This window comes from Streptomyces sp. NPDC049837 (genome assembly GCF_040674455.1).
Taxonomy (GTDB): Bacteria; Actinomycetota; Actinomycetes; order Streptomycetales; family Streptomycetaceae; genus Streptomyces.
In genome coordinates this window covers 279,836-303,833 of sequence record NZ_JBFAMP010000002.1, presented here as the reverse complement: position 1 = coordinate 303,833, position 23,998 = coordinate 279,836, and the positions used below count along the sequence as shown (strand labels likewise).

At 69.7% G+C, this 23,998-nt stretch carries 20 protein-coding genes and 3 pseudogenes; 9 read left to right on the top strand and 14 right to left on the bottom strand.

Going from position 1 to position 23,998, the window contains the following annotated elements; genetic code table 11:
- The first annotated feature begins 7 nt into the window (after positions 1–7).
- Positions 8–379, top strand: a complete 372-nt coding sequence (locus tag AB0J57_RS06025) for a hypothetical protein (protein WP_366126764.1) — start codon at positions 8–10, stop codon at positions 377–379.
- Positions 380–442: 63 nt separating this feature from the next.
- Here AB0J57_RS06025 and AB0J57_RS06020 read toward each other — a convergent pair whose 3' ends face one another.
- Together AB0J57_RS06020 and AB0J57_RS06015 are read right to left on the bottom strand one after the other, a co-directional pair.
- The gene (locus AB0J57_RS06020) at positions 443–940 is read right to left on the bottom strand and encodes a protease inhibitor I42 family protein (RefSeq protein WP_366126763.1); all 498 of its coding nucleotides are present in this window, start codon (positions 938–940) and stop codon (positions 443–445) included.
- Positions 941–1,034: 94 nt separating this feature from the next.
- Entirely contained in the window at positions 1,035–2,402 is a 1,368-nt protein-coding gene (locus AB0J57_RS06015; protein ID WP_366126762.1) for a serine/threonine-protein kinase, read from the bottom strand.
- Between the two features lie 621 nt (positions 2,403–3,023).
- Between AB0J57_RS06015 and AB0J57_RS06010 the strand changes: the two genes are divergently transcribed.
- The gene (locus AB0J57_RS06010) at positions 3,024–3,617 is read left to right on the top strand and encodes a VOC family protein (protein ID WP_366126761.1); all 594 of its coding nucleotides are present in this window, start codon (positions 3,024–3,026) and stop codon (positions 3,615–3,617) included.
- 196 nt (positions 3,618–3,813) lie between these two features.
- Here AB0J57_RS06010 and AB0J57_RS06005 read toward each other — a convergent pair whose 3' ends face one another.
- The 4 genes from AB0J57_RS06005 to AB0J57_RS05990 form a co-directional block, all read right to left on the bottom strand.
- Complete coding sequence (locus AB0J57_RS06005; protein WP_366126760.1) at positions 3,814–4,845, bottom strand: hypothetical protein; 1,032 nt, start codon at positions 4,843–4,845, stop codon at positions 3,814–3,816.
- Positions 4,846–5,211: 366 nt separating this feature from the next.
- A complete protein-coding gene (locus AB0J57_RS06000) occupies positions 5,212–5,937 on the bottom strand; it encodes an Hsp70 family protein (protein WP_366127161.1) in 726 nt (241 codons plus the stop codon).
- Complete coding sequence (locus AB0J57_RS05995) at positions 5,882–6,073, bottom strand: Hsp70 family protein (RefSeq protein WP_366127160.1); 192 nt, start codon at positions 6,071–6,073, stop codon at positions 5,882–5,884. The genes AB0J57_RS06000 and AB0J57_RS05995 overlap by 56 nt, the downstream gene beginning before the upstream one ends.
- Entirely contained in the window at positions 6,043–6,591 is a 549-nt protein-coding gene (locus AB0J57_RS05990; RefSeq protein WP_366126759.1) for an Hsp70 family protein, read from the bottom strand. Before AB0J57_RS05990 ends, AB0J57_RS05995 begins: the two co-directional genes overlap by 31 nt.
- Positions 6,592–7,281: 690 nt before the next feature.
- Between AB0J57_RS05990 and AB0J57_RS05985 the strand changes: the two genes are divergently transcribed.
- The gene (locus tag AB0J57_RS05985; protein WP_366126757.1) at positions 7,282–7,608 is read left to right on the top strand and encodes a restriction endonuclease; all 327 of its coding nucleotides are present in this window, start codon (positions 7,282–7,284) and stop codon (positions 7,606–7,608) included.
- Positions 7,609–7,615: 7 nt separating this feature from the next.
- On the opposite strand, the gene AB0J57_RS05980 is transcribed toward AB0J57_RS05985, so the two are convergent.
- Positions 7,616–8,104, bottom strand: a complete 489-nt coding sequence (locus AB0J57_RS05980; RefSeq protein ID WP_366126756.1) for a hypothetical protein — start codon at positions 8,102–8,104, stop codon at positions 7,616–7,618.
- A gap of 634 nt (positions 8,105–8,738) precedes the next feature.
- On the opposite strand from AB0J57_RS05980, the pseudogene AB0J57_RS05975 reads away from it, so the two are divergent.
- Positions 8,739–9,313 (top strand): annotated as a pseudogene (locus tag AB0J57_RS05975) (BtrH N-terminal domain-containing protein); the annotation flags it as partial.
- A 156-nt stretch (positions 9,314–9,469) separates the two neighbouring features.
- On the opposite strand, the gene AB0J57_RS05970 reads toward AB0J57_RS05975, so the two are convergent.
- Entirely contained in the window at positions 9,470–10,060 is a 591-nt protein-coding gene (locus tag AB0J57_RS05970; protein WP_366126755.1) for a dihydrofolate reductase family protein, read from the bottom strand.
- Between the two features lie 1,256 nt (positions 10,061–11,316).
- Complete coding sequence (locus tag AB0J57_RS05965; RefSeq protein WP_366126754.1) at positions 11,317–13,317, bottom strand: VWA domain-containing protein; 2,001 nt, start codon at positions 13,315–13,317, stop codon at positions 11,317–11,319.
- A gap of 321 nt (positions 13,318–13,638) precedes the next feature.
- On the opposite strand from AB0J57_RS05965, the gene AB0J57_RS05960 reads away from it, so the two are divergent.
- Positions 13,639–14,190: a hypothetical protein gene (locus AB0J57_RS05960; RefSeq protein WP_366126753.1), complete on the top strand. Its 552-nt coding sequence runs from the start codon at positions 13,639–13,641 to the stop codon at positions 14,188–14,190.
- 385 nt (positions 14,191–14,575) lie between these two features.
- On the opposite strand, the gene AB0J57_RS05955 is transcribed toward AB0J57_RS05960, so the two are convergent.
- Positions 14,576–15,535: an alpha/beta fold hydrolase gene (locus AB0J57_RS05955; RefSeq protein WP_366126752.1), complete on the bottom strand. Its 960-nt coding sequence runs from the start codon at positions 15,533–15,535 to the stop codon at positions 14,576–14,578.
- A gap of 97 nt (positions 15,536–15,632) precedes the next feature.
- Between AB0J57_RS05955 and AB0J57_RS05950 the strand changes: the two genes are divergently transcribed.
- Positions 15,633–16,247, top strand: coding sequence for a helix-turn-helix domain-containing protein (locus AB0J57_RS05950; protein ID WP_366126751.1), 615 nt, complete (start codon positions 15,633–15,635; stop codon positions 16,245–16,247).
- 290 nt (positions 16,248–16,537) lie between these two features.
- Here AB0J57_RS05950 and AB0J57_RS05945 read toward each other — a convergent pair whose 3' ends face one another.
- A complete protein-coding gene (locus tag AB0J57_RS05945) occupies positions 16,538–16,903 on the bottom strand; it encodes a hypothetical protein (RefSeq protein WP_366126750.1) in 366 nt (121 codons plus the stop codon).
- A 1-nt stretch (position 16,904) separates the two neighbouring features.
- Positions 16,905–17,390, bottom strand: a complete 486-nt coding sequence (locus AB0J57_RS05940; protein ID WP_366126749.1) for a TetR/AcrR family transcriptional regulator — start codon at positions 17,388–17,390, stop codon at positions 16,905–16,907.
- Positions 17,391–18,011: 621 nt separating this feature from the next.
- On the opposite strand from AB0J57_RS05940, the gene AB0J57_RS05935 reads away from it, so the two are divergent.
- Positions 18,012–18,500 (top strand): hypothetical protein, encoded by a 489-nt coding sequence (locus tag AB0J57_RS05935; RefSeq protein WP_366126748.1) that lies wholly within the window; start codon positions 18,012–18,014, stop codon positions 18,498–18,500.
- Positions 18,501–18,841: 341 nt separating this feature from the next.
- Here AB0J57_RS05935 and AB0J57_RS05930 read toward each other — a convergent pair.
- Positions 18,842–19,603, bottom strand: a pseudogene (locus AB0J57_RS05930) (collagenase); the annotation flags it as partial.
- A 1,308-nt stretch (positions 19,604–20,911) separates the two neighbouring features.
- Positions 20,912–21,256, bottom strand: a complete 345-nt coding sequence (locus tag AB0J57_RS05925; RefSeq protein WP_366126747.1) for a MerR family transcriptional regulator — start codon at positions 21,254–21,256, stop codon at positions 20,912–20,914.
- Between the two features lie 611 nt (positions 21,257–21,867).
- On the opposite strand from AB0J57_RS05925, the pseudogene AB0J57_RS05920 reads away from it, so the two are divergent.
- Together AB0J57_RS05920 and AB0J57_RS05915 are read left to right on the top strand one after the other, a co-directional pair.
- Positions 21,868–22,369 (top strand): annotated as a pseudogene (locus tag AB0J57_RS05920) (IS5 family transposase); the annotation flags it as partial.
- Between the two features lie 257 nt (positions 22,370–22,626).
- A complete protein-coding gene (locus tag AB0J57_RS05915) occupies positions 22,627–23,985 on the top strand; it encodes an MFS transporter (protein ID WP_366126746.1) in 1,359 nt (452 codons plus the stop codon).
- Positions 23,986–23,998: the final 13 nt, after the last annotated feature.

Here is a 23,998-nt window from a genome sequence, read left to right as displayed (position 1 = left end):
AACGCTCATGCTCACCGCCCACTTCACGCTCACCCACTGGTGGATCGCCGCGACCCTCTCGGCCCTCGCCCTCGCGGCGGCGGCCGCGTCCCTGGCTCCGAAGACCAGGGGCAAGCTGATCGCGGCGGCGTCCGTCGTGCTCGCCACCGGGCTCTGCACGGTCCTGCGCGGGTCCGGCGACGGGGCGCGGCAAGCGTTGCAGCTCTTCATCCTGGGCACCTTGCCGCTGGCGGTGCTGCGGCTGGTCTTCGCCGGGTACTTGCGGCGCCAGCTCGCCCTGCGGCGCTCGGGGCGGCCGATGGAAGAGATGACGGGCAAGCAGATCGCGGTCTTCATGGCGGCCTTCGTCGCCGTCGTGCTCTGCGTCGCCATCCTCTGACGCACGGGGTGCGGCGCCGCGGCACGGGCGGCGGCGCCGCACCGCGACCGACTGGGGGGACCGTCAGCGAACGGTGATCTCGTAGCGGAAGAACGCCGGCTCATCGCCGGGCCGGTCCGTCGCGTCGGCCGTGGGGACGGGTACGGCGGTGGCCCTGGTCTGGGCGACGCCGGCGCAGCGGGCGAACGGGCAGTGCAGCAGCGTCACCGTCGTCGTGCCCCTGGCGCGGGCGGTGAAGTCGAAGTACGCCGTGCCGTCCCCGCCGCCGACGATGTCCTCGTCGGTGCCTTCGATGTCCTCGTGGGTGCCCTTGTAGTCGAGGACGTCGGCGTCCGGCTTCGGGTCGGCCAGGTACCAGTGTTCGCCCATGTAGGGCCGGGCCGGGACCTTGAGGGTGAACTCCTCGCCGGCCTGCACGGTGATGCGGCGCTCGGCCGTGCCGTATTCGGTGGGGCCGAAGAATCCGGTGACGGCGAGGACGAGGCCGAAGGCGAGGGTGGCCAAGGCGGCGACAAGCAGGGAACGGGCCGTCTTCGAGGGCGGTATCACGCGTTTGATCATGTCGGCCGGGAATCTAGCACGGTCGCCGTCGTCCCGGTCCCCGACTCCGGGTTGCCGTGGCGGCAGGGCCGGGCGTGCTCACGGGCCCCGGCGGTCAGAGGCTCAGGGTGCGCCAGCCCCGGGTGATCTCCTCGCGGACGGTTTCCATCCGCGCCGGCTCGTGGTGCGTCCCCCGGGACGTGAGCAGGTCCACCAGGGCCGCGCCGTCCGACGGCCGGGCGGCGGGATCGGTGGCCAGCGCCCGCCCGACGGCGGCCGCGAGTTCGGGGGCGAGGGCGTGCACCGCCGCCAGCGCGGCCGGCTCGGGGCCGGTGTCCACGATCCGGCGGATCACCGCGCCCGCACCGGTCGCCGCGAACGGGCTGGTGCCGTGCGCGGCGCAGACCACGCAGCAGGCCCACGCCCACACGTCGGCGGCCGGGCCGACGCGCTCCTCGCCGAACTGCTCCGGCGCCATGTACGTCAGGGTCCCCGGTCCGACGCCGGTGCGGGTGAGTCTGGTGCCGTCGAGCAGGTCGGCGATGCCGAAGTCGAGCAGGCGCGGGCCGGCGGTCGACAGCATGATGTTGGCGGGCTTGAGGTCGCGGTGGACCAGGCCGAGCCGGTGCACCCCGGACAGTGCCACGGCCAGCGCGAGCGCCAGCGCCCGCAGCGCGTCGGGGGCCCGGGTCGGCCCGTGCTCCCCCAGGTGGACGTCGAGGGGCCGTCCGTCCAGCAACTCCATGGCCAGGTACGGCCGTCCGGCGTCGATGCCGGAGTCGAGGACACGGGCCGTGTAGGCGCCGGGGACCATGGACAGCACCTCGGACTCGCGCTGGAACCGGCGCAACAGGTCGGCGTTGTCGAGGAGTTCGGGGTTGATGGTCTTCAGCGCGACCTGTGTCGCCGCCCCTTCCCGCCGGGCGAGGTAGACCGTGCCCATCCCTCCGGCGCCGATTCGGCCCAGCAGTTGGTAGCCGCCGATCGTCCCCGGCTCGCCCGGGCGGAGCGGCTGGTGGGCGATGGCCGGTACGGCGCCGGCGACGGCGTCGGGTCGCGTCGGCACGTAGGCGCCGGGCCGAGCCGGCCGCGGAGGCTCGGCGAGCGGGGCGATCGGTCCGGCGAGCGGGGCGGGAGCCGCGGCCCCGGGCCCCACCGTCGGCGCGTCGGCGACGGCCTGCCCCGTGGTGGGGCGCGGGGCCGGATCGCCACCCGCCGGAATCCCGGCCCCGGCCTGGTACTTCCGGCTCGCCACGTACGCGACGACCTGGCACGTGACAGCCGCCGGCACCAGCCCCGTCGGCAGGAGGAGACCCAGTGCGCCCCGGAGGGCCGCCAGGCCACCCAGCCGGAAGCGTCCCCGGGGCGATGAGGTCCACGACCTCGCGGGCGCACCGGTGGACAGCAGGTTGCGCTGCGTCCGGAGCCACAGCAGCGGCCAGACCACCGCTGCCAGGGCGACGGTGACGACGTACTGGTCCACCCCATCGCCAGGGACAGGCCGTAGTACTGCGACAGGAAGGTCCCGCCGCCCGGGGCGACCGGGCGCAGCAGGAAGTACTGCCCGGGGAAGAGGTCCAGCTTCAGCAGGACCCACAGGCCGATGCCACCCGTCACTCCCAGGGCCAGCTCTCCCGCGACCGGGTCCCGGGACGGTCCGGGGCGGCGCGGCCGGGTCCGCCGACGCCTGCCTCCGCACGGCCTGCTGGGCACGTGTCAGCAGAGGCACCGCTGCCACTCGCAGCGCCAGCGCCGGTCCGACCACGGTCAGGACGTCCATCGCCAGCGATGTCTCCGCAGCCTCCGCCATGCTTCCCCCGTGTCTCCTCTGCCCGGCCCGCCGGTGGAGCCCAGGGAGTATTGAGGGACGGGCCGAATCCCCCGGCTGACGGCGGGACTTGCGCACGTGAGTCTTACTGCTCGCTTCAAAATGAGTTGAGCTGCTGGTCTTGCGTTCGGCGATCAGGCGTCAAGGATGCGCCTCCCGAACGGCGCGGACCGCTCCCCCGGACGGCTGCGTGTTCGCCACCTGGGCCCCCGGCTCTGACGTCGGCAATGGCAGCGACAATGAGCAGCGACGGGTTCGACGGCTGGGGGAAACAGGATGCTGACCGGGGTCGTGATCGACGCGCTGGATGTCGCGCGCATGGACCGCTTCTGGCGGGACGCCACGCAGGGCCGGACCGGCGGCCTGCGGTTGCGGTTCGAGCCGACCTCGCAGCAGAAGCAGGCGCACAAGAACCGACTCCACCTCGACCTGGCCGGCGGCCCGGACTGGCCGGCCGAGGTGGCGCGCCTGCTCGCACTCGGTGCGACGCGGGTCGACATCGGCCAGGGGGATGTCCCGTGGGACGTGCTGGCCGATCCGGAGGGCAACGAGTTCTGCGTACTGCGTCCCGGTCACCCCGGCGTGCTCACCGACTCCGGTCTCGTCGCGATCTGCCTCGACGTCGCCGAGGAGGACCGCCATGCGCAGTCGGCCTTCTGGCAGTCCCAGGCCGACTGGCGCGCGGTCGTGTCCCACGACTGGGGCGTCCGGCTGCGCCGGAGCCCCACCAGCACGGTCTCGCTGGTGATGGGGCCGCCTGCGGCGCCGAAGGCGGCACGGAACAGGCTGCGCCTGGAGGTCACTCACCCCCACCGGGAACCCGGCGAGTTCCTCGACGCCGCCGGGAACGAGTTCCACGTCACGTGCTGACCCCCGCTGGCCCCGCTTCCAGGGCCTGTCTTACTGATCGTTCAGAATAGTTGGCTACGCCCGACGCGGCGTCGCCCATGGTTCCGGACTGCAATAAGGGGCCTTCCGCCACCGCGATGAACTTCCACCGGCTCAACGCCTGGTGGACCGACTTGTTGTCGGTGGAGGCGATGTCGTGGCCGTGCAGGGCCCCGGCCTACTGAATGCTCCAGCGGTGCGGGTGTTCAGGATCGGCGGGGCATGTGAAGACGTTGAGCTCGCCGGCGCGGCCCACGATCACCTTGGTGGGCGTGGCGGACCGGTGCGCGGGGAGGTCTCCTTCTTCCAGCGGTTTCCAGCTTTCGCTGCCGCCGTCCCACTCAGAGCTGTCGATCGTCAGCAGGAGATCCATGGGCGTCGCGCAGGCCAGGCAGTCCATCGGGGACGGGTCGGTCGTGTGCCAGGACGCGAAGCCGCCGACGCGCCAGCCGGGCGGGATGGACAGGTCGTACTGGTAGCCGACCGGCTCGTCCGCGTCCTCGTCCTCCTGCTGCTCGGCCTCCTCCTCAAGGGCCTCCTCCCACGCGTCGATCCGGGCGCACAGATCCTCGGGCAGGAGACCGGCGAACGGGTAGGTGACCACCTGCTCCGGGTGCAGCACGCAAGGCTCGGCCACGTACCCCGGGGAGCCGACGACCCTCGGCTGCGGCGGCGAGACCAGCACCTCGCCGACCTCTGCCGACCTGCGCCAGCGCAGGTGAAGCAGCAGATCGTACCGGTTCGGGCCGTGCGCGTCGAAAGGGCACCAGAACACCTGGAGCAGGTCGCAGCCGTCCGGGCCGACCGGCAGGTCGGGGACATCCCGCCGGTACAACTGCGCGAGGCCGATGAGGGGCAGCGGATCAGTCACGCCGACGCCCGGGACCCGGTGCTCGCGGCGCAGTTCATCCAGGAGCTGCCGCTCCTCCTCCGTGGGTCCCGAGAGCGGATCGCGGGCCCACGCACCGACCAGGACCTCTCGCTGTCGGTGAATATCCGCAGGGCGCCGTCCGCGCCCTCGACCGTGGGCCTCGGTGCACACCGGCCACGGCTCGTCCGCCGGCCACAGCATCGGCCCACCCACCGAACTGGCCGACACGTCCGGGTCCCCCGGCCTCGGGTGAAGCCTGGTGGTGGTGCCCTGGTACGCGGCGAGTTCTGGGAAGAGCACCTCGACATCCAGCGGCCGCGGCGGTGTGGTTCTGGTCATGGACCCGACCCTAAACACCCGATGAGATCGGTGACTGGGCACCCCCTCATACCGCCCTTCCACAGAAGCCCGGACGTCGGCGGCGAAGCGGCTCTGCACACAGACCACTCACTCGCTGCGTGAACGTGGTGCGGTCGTCAGTCGCCGCCTCGCTGTTCGAGCCTGCGTCTCGCGGCCGCTGGCCGCCGCAACGCCTGCCCGAGGGCCGGTCGGCCCGTATGAGCTTGGCGCGCGGCTCGGGGGTGAGGCCGCGGCCGCGTGGTCATTCCTGCCTGTGCAGGTGTGTGGCGAGGGCGTGGAAGACGAAGCAGTTCGGGATGTGGCTCACCTTCGTGTCGACCAGGGGGAGCCACTTACGGGCGATGTTCAGCGAGACGTTGCCGGCCTCGACCGAGATCTGCCGTATGCCGTCACCTCGTCCCGGCTCACGGAGATGGTGCCGAACGAGACGGTCTCTCCTCTGCGGACGGCGGCGAGGGCAAGGGGGAGCTGCGCATATCGCTGGGTGCCGTACCGTGCCGCCGCGAAGAAGCATCCGAAGACGGCCGCCAGCGTCCCGCAGACGGCCACTTGGGCCATGTTGGGGACGGCCAGCCCGACCCCGGCCAGCACCAGGAAAACAGTGGCGATGACGGCAGGGACCGTATAGCCCCGGGTGCCCGCATGGTACGTGGCCCGGTGGCCGCCCAGGTGGTCGCGCTCGGCCGCCGCCGACATCCGTATGGGAGAAGGCTCGCTGCTCACGTTCTCGGGCTGCTCGGCCTCGGCTTCGGGCTCCACCACCTCGACCACGGCGATGCCCTCCCGCGGCGGTGCGGCGTCCTCGGCGCTGACCATTCGCCACACCTTCTGGGTTTCCCAGTCCTGTGCGAGGACGCCCACGGTACCGTCCGCGTCGACGTCGACGGTGACTTCGATGCGAGGCGCGCCGCGTGGGGCTGACGGCAGCCCGGTCAGCTCGACCGTGCCCAGGCGGTGGTTGCGTGCCGCGACGGCGTGCTCGCCCTGGTAGACGTGCAGCACGATGGGACGCTCGTCACCGGCCGGTATGGCCTCTGCGGTGGTGAAGACGACGGAGCGCTTGGCCGGTATGGGGGGTGCTGCGCGTGATGATTTCTGTCAGGACGCCTCCCGCGGTCTCCACACCGAAGGCCATCTGAACCGCGTCATACAGCAGGAACCCTGTGGGCACGCCCGTCAGCAGGCCGGCCTGCCGCGAAGCGCCGATCGCGGCAAGCTCGCCGGCATGCGCGGCCCTGCTCGGTGCCCTGCCCCCGTCAGCTCGCGCACGAGGTCGGTGATGGCCGGCATCGGTGTCGCACCGCCGACCAAGAGGACATGCTCGATCTCCCGTACGGGGAGGGCCGCGTCCTCGAGCACGTGCTGGACCGGTGCCTTGCAGCGCTCCAGCAGGCCGCGGGTCAGATGCTGGAACTGCGGGCGGGTCAAGCGCTCTTCGAGGTGCAGTGGGCCTTCCGCACCGACCGTGAGGTAGGGCAACGCGATCGTTGTCTCCGAGGACGACGACAGGTCGATCTTCGCCTTCTCGGCCGCCTCCCGCAGCCGCTCCACGGCCGTCTCGTCCCGGGACAGGTCCACGCCGTGCAGGTCCTTGAACCGGGTGACCAGGTAATTCACCACGGCTCGGTCCCAGTCGTCGCCACCCAGTCGGCCATCGCCGCTGGTGGCCTTGACCTCGACGACCGCCTCGCCGTCCGGGTACGGGGTGGTCTCCAGCAGCGCCACGTCGAGTCCCTGGTGCGCGTGTCAAGTGTGATCGCCCGGAGGGCCGTGGGACAGCCTGTTTCAGGTAGCTGTGGCACATGCCGGAGTTCCGCGCGACGCAGTCAGCACCAAGTCAGCACGGGAGGGGCGGGAGCAGGTGATGACGTGGGCCCCTCGAAGAACTCCGGCCGTCGCCCGCGGGTGCCCCCATGGTGGCGCCGCGCACACCCGCCCAGAGAACTATGGTGTCCCACCACATACGCCTCTGACCTGCGCGTTCCTACGGTGTGGCGACACGTACACGTCCCCGTCACACGCCAGGAAGTGGTGCCGATGTCCTCCCCCGCGACCGCTCCACCAACTCCCGCCAGTCTCAAGCGTATTGTCGCCGCCAGCCTCATCGGCACAACTATTGAGTGGTACGACAACTCATCCGAGAAGAGCTACGACCTGCGGTTTTCTCCCCATTGACCCTCCGAAGTCAGCACCGAACCAGCACCAGGATCGTTCGGTGCTGAGCCGCCCGTCCAGGACGCGTGACCGCGAACCGGTGCGCCCTGTGGTCACCTTCGACCTCAGCAAGTACAAGCTCGCCCCGGAGGTCGACGTTGTCGCGGGCCTGGACAGTCGACCCGACCTCGTGGCACTCAATCCCATCGAATTCGAGCACCTCATCAGGCGCTGTTCGAGGCAATCGGCCTCAAGGCATGGGTGACACAAGCCTCCCGCGACGACGGCGTGGACGCGGTCGCCACCAATGAGGACCCGATCACCGGCGGCCTATGCATCATCCAGGCGAAGCGCACCAAGAATGCCGTTCCCGCCGAAGCAGTACGCGCGCTGGCCGGCGTGATGCACGACAAGGCCACAGCCAAGGGCATCCTCGTCACCACCGGCTGGCTTGGAAAGACCAACAAGGACTTCGCCTACCGCACCGGCCGCATGGAACTCATCGACGGCCGCGGCCTCAAGTCCCTGCTCCTCGAACACCTCGGCATCGACGCGCTGATCGGACTGCCCAAGGTGCCCCCCACCTGACAAACCGTCACGGCAAAGACCGTTGCAGTACTAGCCCTGTCATGAGGGCTTTGAGGCGCTTGTCGATGGGGTTCTCGTTCCGCCAGATGATGTAGCGGCGGATCATGCTGCTCCGGGCCTTGTGGGTGGAGTGGTCGGTGCCGTCGAGGGCGAAGTAGCGCAGGGCGGTGAACTGGGCCTGGGCCGGCCAGCACAAAGCAGTTGGTCGGGATGTAGCCGATCTCGACGTTGCCGGCCTCGGCCCGGTCGGCGACTCGCCGGTAGCGCTTTGACAGCCGGGACCAGCTTCGGCGCGCTCCAGCGCAGCTTCGTTGTCGTACGCCCGCGCCTCGGCGGTGACATCCAGGCGGCCGGTGTCTTCCGCGTCGAACGCCACGGCCTGGATGTGACGTGCCAGCTCTAGCGCCAGCGTGGCCAGGATGTCGTCGCATTGGGCTTGGACGCATCCGCCGGCGACCGGGTCGACCGTGCAGTGCTCGGTCGTCATCATCGTCATCGCGGTGCCCAGTCCGAGCGGCTCGCGGCCGTCGCGCCGGACGAAGCCGACGCCGCGCCGCTTCGGCCTCTTCCCCGGGGCTGTCGTTCTTCTTCGCCGCCTCTCATAACTTCACCCACGAGGTGCAGCCAAGGTTCAAGTGCCAAAACTCGCGAGGCGCCGCATCCGATCCACGAACTCACTGGTGTACAGCCTCCTGGCTGACACAAGTACGCCGACACATACGGCCTGTCCCGCACCACCTCCAGCTTCGCACCCCGTGCCGCAGGCACCCGTGGGACGGCTGAGACTCGCCGCGGGACAAGCGCGCAGGCACAAAGCTCAGCCGACCGCGTAGGACAGTGGAGCGCCAAGGTGACATACAAGGTGCCGTCACCCAGCGGAATTGCTCAATTGGCCGAAGCGAGCGTGCTTCGAGGACCAGCGGGCGGCAGCAGTGTCGGCATGGCCTGACGGTGCACAGACATCTACTTGCCCCCGGCAGGAAGGCAACTGAGCCTCCACCCGAACTTCTTGTTGGCCTCCGCGTTGCAGCGTCCGCAGCGACGGTGGGCCTCCCCCGCACGACCGGGCAGAGGCATGGCCTCATGACTCAATAGACGGGTCGGCAGGGTGAGGGAGGAGAATGAGCGGCATGACCATGGTGACAGGCATCGATGTCCGCGGTATGCAGCACTGCGAGACGACGGCGCTGTGCTGTTGCGGCATGAGGGACTCGACTTGTCCGAGCCCATGCTGCTCGGGCTGGGCTCCGGGCTGTCCTTCGTCTACTGGGACAGCAAACGCATGGGCTTTCCCTTCCTGGGAGGCCGAGTCAAGCTCACCAGGAAGCTGACCGCCGCACTCGGGCTTGAGCTGCTGGTCGAGGAGACCACTTCCCCGCGCAAGGCGTGGCAGAACGTGGCCGCAACCATCGACGCGGGTCGGCCGGTCGGGCTTCAGCTCGACAGCTACCACCTGGATTACTTCAGCACCAAGGTGCACTTCGGCGGGCACGTCGTGGCCATGTACGGCTACGACGAGCAGAACGCGTACCTGGTGGACACCGACCTGCAGGGCGGAGCCGTCACCACCAGCCTCGCCAATCTGGCCAGGGCCAGAGCCGAGCGCGGCCCCATGACCGCCAAGCAAGTGCCGAAATGGCTGCAGCGCAGCGACAATCCGCAGGAGGACCTGCCACGGGTCGCCGCGCTCATGGAGGGGGCAGGTTTGGTACTTGGTCAGGCCCTCACCCCCAGTGCGCCACGCGTTGCGCGCGTCAGGGAGCGATCAGCTACGTGTCTCTTGAGCCACCGGGCCCAGGTCAGTTCAGGTGCCGAGTCCGGCACTCAAGAATGATCACGGACGGCGAAATCGAACGCCTCCTCAGCTCCGCTCGCCCGCCGAAGGCGGCACCTTCGAGAAGGTGGTGATGGTGAGGCCGGAGCCGAAGGTTCGTGTGGTGCCGGGGACGAAGTTCGTCGGGGTGAACGGGCCGTCGAACAGGGGGATGCCGGATCCGAGGACGATGGGGTGCCGCTTGATGATCAGTTCGTCGATCTCGTCGCGCAAGGCGGCCGCCAGTTTGCCGCCGCCGCACAGCCAGATGTCCATGCCGTCCTGCTTCTTGAGCTCGCGGACGAGCGAGACCGGGTCGTCGGTGACGGTCACCGCCGGATCGGGACTGACGAGCGTGCGGGAGACAACGTACTGCCTGAGGTGCGCGTACGGGCTGGTCCACCCCAGTTTCAGGCCCGGGGCGTAGGTCGCGCGCCCCATGATGACCGTGTCGAACCGCTGGGCGGCCCGGTCGGCGATGCCCAGCGGCCCACGTGCGGGCGTGGGCATGGTCTCGGGGAAGTCCGCCAGGATCGCCGCCGCTTCCTCACCCTCGAAAGGGAAGAAGTCGTACTGGTCGTCCGGACCGGCGATGTAGCCGTCGAGGGTGGCGGCGATGTAGTAGGTCAGCTTACGCAAGGGCGGCTCGTTCCTTCGAGAGGGATGTGAGTACGGATCAGGCAGTGCCGGTAGGAGCGGGCGCGGCCTTGTGTTTCTTGGTCAGGTGGGCGATTCTGCGGCATCCCCGGGGTCTTGCCGCAAGCCCCCCTGTGCGCTATATCCTGATCATGGAAAGAGTGAGTGCTCCTCCTTCCCGCTCGGTCCGCTGATGATGGACACGTACACGTGATGCGCGTACCTTGAGGCGGCAGGCGCCCCTCACCGGGCCAATGGATCTGCGAGCGGCGGAGCCAGTGCGTTGCGGGTGAATGTCCGCTTCACAAGCTGGCGTTGGGCACCAGGGCAGGAGCTGTGCTCGGCGCCCTGACGGGCGAACACCGGCTTGGCACCAGGCACCGGACCATGCGGGGCGCGACGGCCACCTGCCGGGAACGGGTTTCGCAGGCCCCCGCCCCGATTCAGGGGGGCGCTTTGTGCGAGCTGCGCAACCAAGAGGGGTTGCAGCGGGATGGCCACCGGCGCCATGACTGGCTAGCTTTCCGGTATGTCACTCTCAGTGGTTCTCACGACACTCGGCACTGCCATGACCGCCACGTTCGGCAGCATCGCTCTCGCCGCGTGGATCGTGAAGCGCTGGCCGTCATGAATCGAGAGGCAGGATCGCCCGGGTGGGGACGAGCGTCCCGATGGACCCGTGATCGACCGTCCGGCGCACCCGGCCACGCACGGCAGGCGGGGTCGACCGGGCACTTCAGCGGCACGACTGGCGGTTCGACTCGCAGTGCCGGCGGGGGAACGCCCCGCCACGGTGACCGGCGGACTCGCCGACAGCGGCGGCATGTTCAACGGAGTCGTGCCCCGGCGCCGTAACACCGCCCACGGCCACGCTCGCTCAACCGCCCGAACAACTGCGACACCGTCCCCGGCAGGGCCTCCCTGACTCAACACGCCTGCCGGCGGTCCCCCGCACCGATCGAGGTGCCGGGGGCCGCCGGACTGGACGTACGCGGCTGGGATGAGTCGACGCCGTAGGCGCCGTGGCGCCGCAGCCCAGGGCCATTGGGGGCGTGGAGACGCGGTGGACGCCGACGCCGTGGCGGGTGATTCCGTTGGTGCAGCCGGCGGAGTCGTACCGATAGACCGCGGGCTGCCGTCGCAGACCGTAACGAAAACGCCCACTCATTCCACCGCGTTCACGCGCACGCGGTAGGAGGAATGAGTGGGCGCGGGCCGTGCCCCGGCCTGCGGTGGTGAGCCGCCGGCCGGGTGCCGGGTCAGCCCTTGTGGATCACGATCGATCCGCTCGCGAGGGCGGTCGTCGGGTCGGCGTCGGGCGCCGAGCCCGTCTGGTTGTCGTAGACGAGGGTGTCGTCCGCTGTCTTCCACACCCTCATCCGGAAGGTGTCCGGCTGTGAGTCGGTCGCGGTGAGCATGAACGAGTACCCGGCCGCGCCGTTGACGGTGCCTGTGCCCTTGAAGATGGCCTTGTCACCGGCGACGACCAGCCACTCGTAGTCGGTGGAGTGGAAGTTGAGGTTCCCGGTCTTGAACTGGAACTCCGTGCTTCCGGTGGGCACGGTCGCGCCCTTCTTGTACTTCGATACGAAGCCGAAGTTCGCGCGCCCGGTCGCTCCCGGGTCGGCCGGGTAGGCTCCGGCCGGCGAGGTGATCCAGCCGCCGCCGGTCACGAAACCGCCGTTGGGGTCATACACGACGACGAAGCCGCAGTGCTGGGTGTCGGACCCGCCGTCGTCGTCGGTGACGGTGACGGCGATGTCGTAGATGCCGGCGGCCGTGTACTGATGCGTGCTGCCCACCGGGGAGTTCACGCCGGGCACATCGGTGGTGGTGCCGTCGCCCCAGGCGACCGACATCGTGTGAGTGTCGAGGGTGCCGGGGTCGGTGAACGTACCGGCGATGGAGACGTCCGTGCCGACCGCGCCGGGATCGACCGGGCACGCGGTCAGGGTGAGGTCCGGTGCGACGTTCTTGACCGTCACGGTCGTGGTGTCGTCGTCGGTGAGACCGTTGTCGTCCGTCACGGTGAGCGTCACGGCGTCGCCGCCGTCGTCGAGACCTTTGTACGTGGCCGCCACCGTGCCCGCGTCCGCCAGCGTGCCGACGCCCGCGTCGGCGCCGCTCCAGGCGTACGAGACGACGGTGCCGTCCGGGTCATGGCTGGCGGAGCCGTCGAGCGTGACCGCGGAGCCCTCGTCGACGCTCTTGTCGGGCCCCGCGTCGGCGACGGGCGGCAGGCAGTTGACGGTGACGACGACCTTGGGGAACGTCACGGAGGCGTTCTGGTCGTCGTGGTAGACGACGGAGCTGTTCACGTCCAGCGGCCCGCAGGGGGCGCCTCGGTGTTTGACCTGGTATGTGATCTCCAGGTTCTCGTCGCCGAGATCGGCCCGGGACCAGGTGAACCCGTCGGCGGTGACATTGTTCACGGCCGATCCGGCAAGGTTCGCGGTTACGGTGCCGGCCACGAGCTCCCAGGGTGCGTCGAGTGTGACGGCGATGGACGGGTGGGTGGCGCCGGGCACCACGACCGCCTCGACGATCTGCTTCAGGAGGGTGTCGAGGTTACCGAAGTCACCGGCCGAGAAGGTGTTGTCGGAGCCGGGGCCGCTGGCGATGACCTCCAGGGTGGCCTGCTGGATCCCGCCACCGACGCCCACGGCGAAGACGGTGGCCTTGGCCTGCAGGGCAGTGGCCTCCGCGGCCGTGTTGCCGCTGGTCGCCTCGCCGTCGGTGATGACGATCACGAGCTGGTTGCGGGCGGGGTTGTCAGGCCCCATGACGGCGTTGGCCTCGGCCAGGCCGCAGGCGATGCAGGTGCCGGTGTTCTGCTTGGGGTTGGTGTCGATGGCGTTCAGGACGGCGTCCTTGTCACCGCTGAGCGAGCTGACGGGCGGTGTCACACCGTCAGCGAAGCCGACGACGCCGACCTTGCCGCCGTTGGTGAACAGGCCGTGGGCGGCCACCCCGTTGACCATGCTCTTGGCGAAGTCCTTGAGCTGGCCCCACTCGGTGGCGTCGATGCTGCCGGACTCGTCAAGCACGAGGACCAGGTCGGTCGGTGTCGACTGGGTGCTGGACTCGCCGTCGAGTCTGAGCGTCACGGTCGAGGTGCCGTACCGGGCGACGGCCGTGGGACTGGCCGAGGCGTCGGGCACGGGCACCGCATGGGCACTGGGCGCCAAGGCCACGATGCCGGTCAGGGCGAGCGCCAGGACCGCGAGTCCGGCCAGGAGAGCACGTATGGGCGTGCGCATTCGCGTCGATAACGCGTGCATTGATTCCCCCCTAGGAATCCCAGCAGCGAGACGAGTACACCGATGTGCCCGACTCCGCCGTTGTCCGCACGGAGCGTGCCCATCTGAGCTGAGCGCGTCAAGACATCGAGCCGATTGGACACGTGTAGGCATTCTCTGGCCACCGGTGGAACAACCGGTTCCGAGGAAGCCGGAACCGCGCGCGGCGCAGCGGCCCGGCTCACGACGTGGCCATGGCCGACCGGTACGGCCACCTCCCGCGCCCTTCCCCAATGGCCGTACACTTGCCGTCGTTTCGGGGAGGGGAGACAGGCGGTGGTCATGCGGGTGCTGACCTGTGAGGCCGGGGTCTTCTACGACGCGGTCGACATGTTCGAGTGCGCGATGGACGGCACACCATGGACGGATCGCTGGTACGTCGGCGGCCACGAAGACGTCGCCGTTGGTGACCTCGCGTACGTGATCCATGGGGACGGGGACGGGGACGGGGCGTCCGTACTCGCCCGAGGGGTCGTGGTGGAAGCGGACGCGCCCGACCGGTTGGCGCTACTGGAAGCCCGGTGGCTCCGGCTGGGCCCGGCTTACTGCCGGAACCTCCACGGGCTGCCCGAGAGCGCCGACGGAACGCCGCCGCTGTTCGTGCGGTTCGACATCGAATCCGTGGTGGAGATGGACCACCAGCTCCCTCTGGAGTCCGTCCCCTGGCCGTCCGGCTCGGGCCCGGACGTCGTACGCGCACTCGCCTCCGGCGCGACACTTCCCGGCCCCGCCGCCGCCTCGCTGGCCATCGCCTGGGACCGGCACGTGGCCGCGCTCCTCGACGACGAGCTGGCGCTGCGCCTGCCGGTGGGCGGGCCGGCGACATCGGGCTGACAGACCTCGCGACGCGGTACCGCCCGCCTCGTTCTTCGTGCCGGCGCTCCGCTCCTTGGAGCATCGGCCGGCTCCTCGCGGCACCGGGGCGGGAGCGCCCTCCCGGAGGCGTCCCAGCTCCCGCTCAGGCCGGGCTCGGGCTCGGGCGGCGTGGTGGGTTGTCTGCCATGGTTGAGGGAGCCCGACATCCGGGAGGCCGACCGGGGCGATGGTGAGGGTCGGACCGTCGTCAGGACCGGGTCCGCGGCCGGCCAGGGCTGGTCGGCGAAGACGTGGTCGCGGACGTTATCCACCGGGGCTCGGCCGATCGTTCGCCGCCCGTGGGTGGTGGGCCCGGCCCGGCTCCTTCCTGGGCCAGGCCGGGACCCACCTTGTCACGGGCTTATCAGACGCGGCCCGTGTCGCGGCCCGCGTCGCGGCCCATGTGGCGGAGGATTTCGCCGGCCAAGCGGCCGTCCAGCGCCGTGGGAAGCGTGTGGCCCATGCCCTCGATCATCACCAGGCGGGCGCCGGGAATGGCTGCGGCGGTGGCTTCGGCGTGTTGGGGCGGGAACATCGGGTCCTCGGTGCCGTGCAATACCAGCGTCGGTGCGGTGATGGTGGCCAGGTCCGCCGTGGAGCCCGTGTCGGCGGCCCCGGCGAACGTGTGGTTGAGAGAGGCCTGCAGATCGCGCGCCCGCTCGTACACCCGCCGCTCCATCGCGACGTACTCGTCCTCGTGGAAGGGCAGCACCGGCCCGTGCAGCGCACGCCACAGCGGCAGCCGTGCGGTGAGGTAGTCCTCCAGGCTCGTCCCGGACCGGGGGAAGGCCGAGGTGAGCGCGGCCAGCAGTTCGGGCTTGGGCGGAGGCAGTTCACCGGGGAGCGGAGGCGCTCCCTCCAGGACGCGCCGCACCGCCGCCGCCATGTCGGTGCCGGCGGGCTGCGACGACAGACTCGTCAGGGTCAGCACCCGGTGCGGGTGCGCGACGGCCAGTCGCTGAGCGATGATGCCGCCGAGGGACGCACCCACCAAATGGGCCCGCTCAATCCCGAACGCATCGAGGACGGCGAGTGCGTCGGAGGCCATGTCGGCGACGGTGTACGGCCGGGCGGCGAAGTCAACGACGGAAGAGCGTCCGGTGTCGCGGTGGTCGTAGCGGATGACCCTGCGGCTCCCCTCGACCAGGCGACGGACGATGCCGTCGTTCCACTGAATGCCCTGTGCCTGCGCACCCATCACCAGCAGCACCACCGGGTGGTCCGGGTTGCCGAAGTCCTCGGTCCACAACTCGAGCCCGTCCGCACGGATCATCCGCTCGCGACCTGCCACCACGTGCTCGTTCTGCGATTCATTTTCCTGCATGGTTATTCAAGATAATGGTCCGACACCGGCCGCGCATCCGTTTTTCCCGGCACATCGAGTTGGACGCCGTCGCCCCGTCCGGGGCACTCTGATCCCCATGGCCGGAGTCAAGGGACAGGTGCAGAAGCGGGGGGTGGAACGCCGCCGCGCCATGGTCGATGCCGCGATCGAGCTGTTCGCGCGGCAAGGGGTGCGCGGCACCGGAGTGGCCGCGATCGCCGAGCGCGCCGGCGCCACCCCCTCCGCCCTGATCCACCACTTCGGCAGCAAGGACGGGCTCGTACAAGCCGTCCTGGAGGAGGCCGACCGGCGCGCCCTGGATCGGCTGTCCATCCCGCCGGGCGCCGAACCCACCCTGGACCAAGCCTTCGACTGGTTCATACGGGACGCCGAGCACACCGCCGCCACCGAACGCCAACTGGCCGCCCTGCACACCACCCTCACCGCGGAGAACCTGGAGCCCGGTTCCGCGCTCCACACCTGGTTCCGGGACCGCAGCCGGGCGCTGCGGACCCATCTGGTCTCCCTGTTCGCGCGCGCCGTGGCCGACGGTTCGGCCCGCGCCGGACTGAACCCGTCGGTCCTGGCCGCGGAGACGGCCGCGTTCATCGAGGGGGCCCACCTGCTGTGGCTGCTGGACCCCGAGCAGGTGGATCTGACCGCTCTGCACCGGAGCTACTTCGAGGGCCTGGCCTCCAGGCTCCGGCCATGACCAGGCCCGACTTTGGCCGGGCGGGAATGCGAGCGTGACGGCCGCCTGACAGGACTCGCCGGCCCGGCGGACAGGGGGCAGGTGCCACGGTCGGGCGTGGCCGAGCCGGAGCCAGCGCCGGGCCGGCGGGACGCCCAGCCGCGCTTGCGCCACGGCCGGTCACAGCGGTTCGGCGTCCGACGGCTTCTGCGGTGGCCCGGTCCGGCGACGAGGCGGCACACGGTCGTCGATGAACACCTACAGGGGTCCCACAGGGCGCCCAGAAGTGCCTACCGGCCGGACGTCACGGTTCAGTCGTGGGAGATGGACTGCTCGATGAGGGCCACAGTGGCGCGGGGGTCGTCCACCTCGATGACGAGGCGGTCGTAGCTTTCGGCGTCGGCGAGCTCGACCACGACCGCCTTGTCCGGGTTCTTCACGTCCCAGAAGAGGCGTTCACCGTCGCGGCGGAAGCGGCCGGCGGTGATCACACCGGGGAAGTAGGTGCCGCCGACGCGCACGCCCTTCGGTTCGCGGGCGATGCCCGGGTCGTGGGTGGCGCCACGTACGTGGGTGAGGGGGATGTCCAGGCGGCTCTTGAGCGTCCAGAGCTTGTCGAGGCCCTGGAATTCGGCAGTCAGCAGGCCACGTTCGCGGTCGATGGAAATCAGGGCCATGTCAGTGCTCCTTGGGGGCGGTCGGCTGGGCGCGCAGGCGCAGGCGGGTACCGAGGACAGTGGAGGCGAGTTGAGGGGCGGCATCACCGTGGGAGGGGCGCAGGGCGTCCTCCAGCGCGGTGATGCCTTCCGCGACCATCGCGGCGACCTCCGGGTCGTGGGGGGCACGTTCGGCGGCGGCGAGCAGGAGAAGCCCGGCGGCCGGGCCGTTGTCGTACGAGGCGATGGCCGCTGTCAGTGCCTGTGTGGGGTCGGTGAGGGTGGCGATGGCGGCGCTGGCCGGGTGGATCTCGTGGTCGAGGTGACTGCGCAGGGCGGTCAAATGCAGGCCCCGTTTGGAACCGAAGACCTTGTAGAGACTGCCTCGGTGAATGCCGGTCGCTGAGACCAGGTCGTCCACCGAGGTGCCCTCGTAGCCGTGGGTGGCGAAGAGGGCGGCCGCGGCACTGACGGCCTGTTCGGTGTCGAAGGCGCGTGGTCGTCCCATGCCCATGACCGTACGCGTTAAAGAACGTTCGGTCAAGAACGAGCGTTCTTTAATGGGGAGGCCCGGATGGTCGAAGAAGGCCGCGCTTGTCCGGGGGCGCCCCTGGGGCGGTGATGCGGCTTCCGGGTCCGGCGGGCGGGAACCTCTGCGCACGGGGTCTGGAGTCTGCGGGGCAGCAGGCGGCAAGCGGGAGCACAGCGTCGGCACGGTACCGGCGTCGGTACGGAGGCGGGACGAGGCGGGGCGAGGCGGGGCGATGAGCAACGCCCGCACCAGTCCGACGCGGCGCCCGACTGTTGCCCCCCCCCCGGGGCGAGGCACCATGGGTCGGTCTCATGTCGATCGCGTTGTCGGCTGGATGAGGGTGTGACTCCAATGCCAGCGGTTGACACCGGTGCGGCACCGGGGCCTGTGCCCATGACCTGGACGTACGACCCTGCTGGGCGCCGCGCGTTCCCTGATCGCCGTCACGGCCAAGAGGAGCCCAGGCCCGGGACGACACTTGGGCGCTTCCCGCCAGCGCAACGCAGACTCCGCGCGAGCCCCGCTGGAACCGGCCGCTGATCAGCAACGTGGATGAAACCGTTCGACCGGGGCCACCGTGAAGGAAATCATGGGCTGGTGACGTCCACCGAAGCAGCAACGATCGCTCTACAGGACCATGCCGCCCTCTGTACTGCGGGAGAAATCCGTGCGAGCGATGTGGTCACCGCCGCCTGCGACGCGCTCGTCGCCGGACTCGACACCCCCAGCCTTCGCGTTCTCGCCGCCTGCACCCGCGCCGAGGCGGACTACGGCATCCACGATTTGTTTCCCGCGGCACTCGACGAACTCGGCCTCACCTTCTATCCGGTCGCCAGCGAGCCCGGCCAGGAAGCCGCCGCCCGAGCGCTCGCACGTCGCATGCTCGTCGGGGAACTCACGCCTCGGGAGTTGACGTTCCGGATTCACCAGCGCTACGGACATGAGCTGCCCGTGGCTGAGCGGCTCGCCGAACTCGACGACGAGTACGACGTCCTCCCATACGGCGACAGAACCGTGGACCAGGTCGATGCCGAGGTCAGGGCCGAAGGCCGCCGCCTCGCAGAGCCGACGGATTCGCCCGGATGACGCAGGCGGACCCACCCGCGAGCCCAGCTGAACAGGCTTCGGTGTGCCTGGACCCGCGGGGCTCGCGGGTCTCGGGCTGGTGAGGTCGCATGGTGAAGTGTCGCGTGTTCCGGGCAGCACGGCCCTGGTTGGTCACGGTGACTCGTCGGACCGTGCTCTCGGCCCGTCCCTGGCAGGTGAGTTCACCGTGGTGCGTTCCCCGAAGGGTTCGGTGAGCCGGACCATGAACAGCGACGAGACCCCGGCCGGTCTTCTCGACCGGCCGAGGTCTTCGTCGTTTCCGAAGTCGTGCGGTGCCTGTGCGCGGGAAGCCCAGGCCGTAGCAGTCGTACGGGTCAGGCGCCCGCCGCCACGGCCGTCAGCCAGGCGTTCCAGTCGCTCTCGTAGTCCAGCGAGGTGAGGAAGGCACGGGCGGCGGCCCAGTTTCCGGTGCGGTAGTGGCCGAGCACGGTGGCGATGTCGGCCGGGTGCCTTTCGATCATGTAGCGGGCGGCGAGGTAACCCCAGTTGTAAGTGCGGTTGACGTCACTGTTGGCGTAGGTGGTGTCGAACAGCGTGCGCAGGGAGTACGTGTGCTTGCCTGCCTCGGCCACGGCGCTGGCGTAGGTGACGCCGCGGTAGGAGTAGGAGATGTACTCCGCGATGCCCTCGCCCCACCACACGGTGGGTGTGGTCTGGCTGGCGCTGAAGTCGCCGTACAGGTCGAAGCGGCCGTCAAGGTAGTGGGTGTACTCGTGGTTGAGGTTCCAGATCTGCCAGCCGGGGCTCACGTCGGTGCGCTCGTAGCATATGAACCGCGGCTGGTTACCCGTCCGGGCCGGGTCTCCCTCCAGGTACATGCCGCCGTTGTTGGTGTCGATGCCGTAGATCTTCCCCGCGTAGGCCTTGTAGTCAGCGCTCGAGTTGAAGACGTCGACCTCCAGGGTGGTGTTGTAGTCGTCCGCGACCGGCCCGGAGTCCTTGACCACGTTGTGGAAGTAGGCGTCCTGGTTGGCCAGGCTGACGCAGGTCGCCGTCAACTGGTCGGCGGTCATCTCCTGGGCGCGGATGCGCAGCGTCGGGCTGCAGTTGTGGACGATCGGCAGGATTCGCGATTCGAGCTTGCCGCCGGCGGTCCCGGTAGCGCCGGGAGCGCCCTTGGCCTTCCCGTGGGCCGGGCGCATGCCCGGGTCCGCGAAGACGTGGTCCGGCCTGGGGTCGGCGTGGGAGGCGTGGGAGACCTGTCCGGTCTGGGAGGCCTTGGAGACCTGGAGGGCCTGGGATGCTTGTGCGGGGGGAGCCGCGACGGCGGCTATGAGCAGGGCGGTGGCGACGGCCATGGCGCGCAAGATTGACTCCTGGGGATGGGAGTAGGGGGGCCCGTCCACTGACGGGGTGCGCTGTAAAATGGCACATGTCACATGGCTTTTCAATATTTTTGGCAGGGACACATCTAGTCCGGGTTGCGTCGCCCCGAGGCAGCGCATGCGCTGGCATGGTCGTGACGCGGCCTGTTGCTGGACGAACAGCAGGTCGTGGCCGCACGGGCGTGGTGATGTCGGTCCTCTCGACGAACGGGCCGAGCATTTCGGCCCGTTGCTCTCCACGCCCATACGGTCGCCCATGGCGCCGGGGTCGGAATGCCGTACGGCGACGGCTATTGCGTCACCTGCAGCCCGGAGCCGCTCCCTCGCGGCGGCTCGTCCGGCTGACCGCCGCATGCTGCCGACCACGAAGAGCGGCCGACGCGTCTGCATCACGCCCGGGTGGCCGGGCCGGCGTACTCACCTTCTTCGCCAAGCAGGCACACGCCGCGGCCGACGGGGGCCGGGTGGCCACCGCCCGGGCGCAGCCCGGGGGCCGGCGGACTCGTCCGCAACTTCGAGGACCCGTGCGGCACGCCGTCGGCCTCGTCGTGCATCCGGTGCTCACCCGCGACCGGCGGGACATGACCTGGTACGCAAGGTCCCCTGCCCGCTGAAACGGCCCGCAGCGGCGCCCAACCGGCTGATCGTCACACCCAGCGCGCACTTTGGCCCGGCTGCGTGGCGGCCAAGGGCTGCCCAGCAGCCGCGACAGAGTGCTGACCCCGCCGAGACGGTGGAGCGTGCTCGACAGCACATCCCCGAGGTCGGATCCGGGACGCGGCGGAGAGGCGCCGTGGCGGGCGGACCCTCCTCGGTCTCCCCGCCACGGATGGTGAGGGGCCGGTCGTGGGCGGAAGTGACCGAGGAAGCAAGGGCGCCCCGCAGGCGGGTGACCTCATGGGGCCATGGCCGTGCGCCCGGCGCGCCCCCTTGAATGACGGAGGACCCCGGCAGGTGTTCCGGGGTCCTCGGTGTCGGGCCCAGCCTGGGCTTGGGCCATAGACCGGTGGCGGCTGCCTCGTCCGCTGGCGGTCGGCGTTCGAGCGCTTGGGTCGACGGGCGCCGTCAGGCTGAGGTCTTCGAGTGCGCCTGGGCGCCTTGGGTGCGCAGTTGCTCGTTGATGCGCTGGGCTTCCTCGAGCTGGTCTTCGAGGATGACGATGCGGCAGGCGGCCTCGACGGGGGTGCCCTGGTCGACGAGTTCGCGGGCGCGGGCGGCGATGCGCAGCTGATAGCGGGAGTAGCGGCGGTGGCCGCCTTCGGAGCGCAGGGGGGTGATCAGGCGGTGTTCGCCGAGGGCGCGGAGGAAGGCGGGGGTGGTGCCGAGCATTTCGGCGGCCCGGCCCATGGTGTAGGCGGGGTAGTCGTCGTCATCGAGATTGTCGACGGGGCGGGTACTGCGAGGGGGCATAGACCTCTTCTTTCGGGGGACGCATCGGGGGGCCCGGGTGCCGTACGGCACCCGGGCCCCGAGCTTTCAACACCATCTACCGGCTGACTGCGCCGGCCTTCTGTGTCCGCATGTTCCGCCTGGGAGGGCGGGGCTGCGGGGATCGCGGCTGCGTGACCGGGGACCACCTTCCAATCCGGGGCCTTGCGGTACCCGGGCGGCGTCTTCCTCGCCCGGGCGATCCTGATGGCGTTCTGCTCCTTACCTCATTCGGTTACTCGGTTGTACTGCTGGATACCGCGGGTACGGCTCACGACCGTTCGTCCAGGTCGCGTCCTGCTTGACCTTCTCGCACGGCAGTCGTCTCTGCCGTGCCCACTTCGACTTCCTGGGTACGACGGAAACAGTATCCCTGCGACAAGCGAAAGTCTACTGCCGTCACGGCAGGTTTTCTTCAGTGCTGATGCTCGGAGTTCTGCCACGCATACACCCGGAAGAGTGCTGTCCTTGGTTGAATCCCGGGCCCAGCGCGCAGACGCTCAAGCTGGCGGCACAACGCACTTACAACCCCTAACGAAATGATCTTCGGGCTGGTTGGATGGCCCTGAGAGCTTTGATCGGGGGGGTGCGCGATGGCTCGGCGGAAGCCGTGGGAAGTGGACGATGAGCTCTGGGCGGTGACCGAGCCGCTCCTGCCCAGGGTGGAGCGTCGGGCTCGGCATCCAGGGCGGAAGCGGCATCCGGACCGGCTGGTGTTCCAGGGCATCCTGTTCGTCCTGCACACTGGGATCGCCCGGGAACACCTCCCGCAGGAAATGGGCTTCGGATCGGGCATGACCTGCTAGCGCCGCCTGGCGGAGTGGACCGAGGCCGGTGTCTGGCCGCGACTACACGAGACTCTCCTCGCTCGTCTCCGCGGAGCGGACGCACTGGACTTCTCCCGCGCCGTGGTCGACGGCTCTCACATACGCGTTAAAGGGGCTCCAAGACCGGACGAAGCCCCGTTGACCGGGGCAGAAACGGCAGCAAGCACCACCTGATCACCGACGCCACGGGCATTCCGCTCGCAGTCACCCTGACCAGCGGCAACCGCACGACGTCACGCGGTTCATCCCTCTCCTTCAGGCCGTCCCAATGGGCTTTTAGTCAGCACCGAACCAGCACGGGAGTCAGCACGGCGCCTCCAAATCGTGCCCGAATAATGCAACTCGGGCAGTGCCCTTCGTGGCCTCGTCGAGGGTCTCGCCGAGGCTTCGAGAGCGTCCCCATGGTGGCCCCGCGCACTCCCAACGACAGAACTGTGGTGTCCCACCACATACGCCTCTGACCTGCGCCTTCCTACGGTGTGGCGACACACAAACGTCCCCGTCAGCCGCCAGGAAGTGGTGCCGATGTCCTCCCCCGCGACCGCTCCAGCAGCCCCCTCCAGTCTCAAGCGCATCGTCGCCGCGAGCCTCATCGGCACGACCATCGAGTGGTACGACTTCTTCCTCTATGGGTCGGCTGCCGCGCTTGTCTTCAATCGGCTGTTCTTTCCCGACTCCGATCCGCTCGTCGGGACCCTGCTGTCCTTTCTTACGTACGCCGTCGGGTTCGCCGCGCGGCCGCTCGGGGCGTTGGTGTTCGGGCATTACGGGGACCGGCTCGGGCGGAAGAAGTTGCTGGTGCTCAGCCTGCTGCTGATGGGTGGGGCGACGTTTGCCATCGGGTTGTTGCCGACGCACGCCACGATCGGGACGGCCGCGCCCGCGCTGCTCACCGTGTTGCGGTTGGTGCAGGGGTTTGCGCTCGGGGGTGAGTGGGGCGGGGCCGTGCTGTTGGTGTCGGAGCACGGGGACGCGCGGAGGCGTGGGTTCTGGGCGTCGTGGCCGCAGACCGGGGCGCCCGCCGGGCAGTTGCTGGCGACCGGGGTGCTGTCCGCGCTGACCGCGCTGCTGTCGGACGCGGCGTTCACCTCGTGGGGGTGGCGCATCCCGTTCCTGCTGTCCGGAGTTCTGGTGATCGTCGGTCTGTGGATCCGGCTGTCCGTCGACGAGTCGCCCGTCTTCAAGGCCGCGCTGGCCCGGGCCGAGGCGCGGAAGGCGGAGACGGCCCAGGTGGAGAGGATGCCGCTGGTCGCCGTGTTGCGGTACCACTGGCGCGATGTGCTGATCGCGATGGGCGCGCGGATGGCCGAGAACATCAGCTACTACGTCGTCACGGCGTTCATCCTGGTGTACGCGACGACGTCGGCCGGGCTCAGCAAGCAGACCGCGCTCAATGCCGTACTCATCGCCTCCGCCGTGCACTTCGCGGTGATCCCCGCCTGGGGAGCGCTGTCGGACCGTATCGGGCGCCGGCCGGTCTACCTGATCGGTGCGGTCGGCGTCGGGGCGTGGATGTTCCCCTTCTTCGCGCTCATCGACAGCGGGAGCTTCGGCAGTCTGCTGCTGGCCGTGACCGTCGGGCTGGTGCTGCACGGGGCGATGTACGCGCCGCAAGCGGCGTTCTTCTCCGAGATGTTCGCGACCCGGATGAGGTACTCGGGCGCCTCCATCGGCGCGCAGTTCTCGTCGGTGGCGGCCGGTGCCCCGGCGCCGCTGATCGCGACCGCGCTGCTGGCCGATTACGACAGCTCGACGCCGATCGCCCTGTACGTCATCGCGGCGGCGCTGCTCACCGTGGTCGCGATCGCGTGCGCCCGGGAGACCCGCCACCGGGACCTGTCCGATGTGGCCGAGGAACAGGACGGGGTCGCGGTGGGACGCTGAGCCGGTACGGATC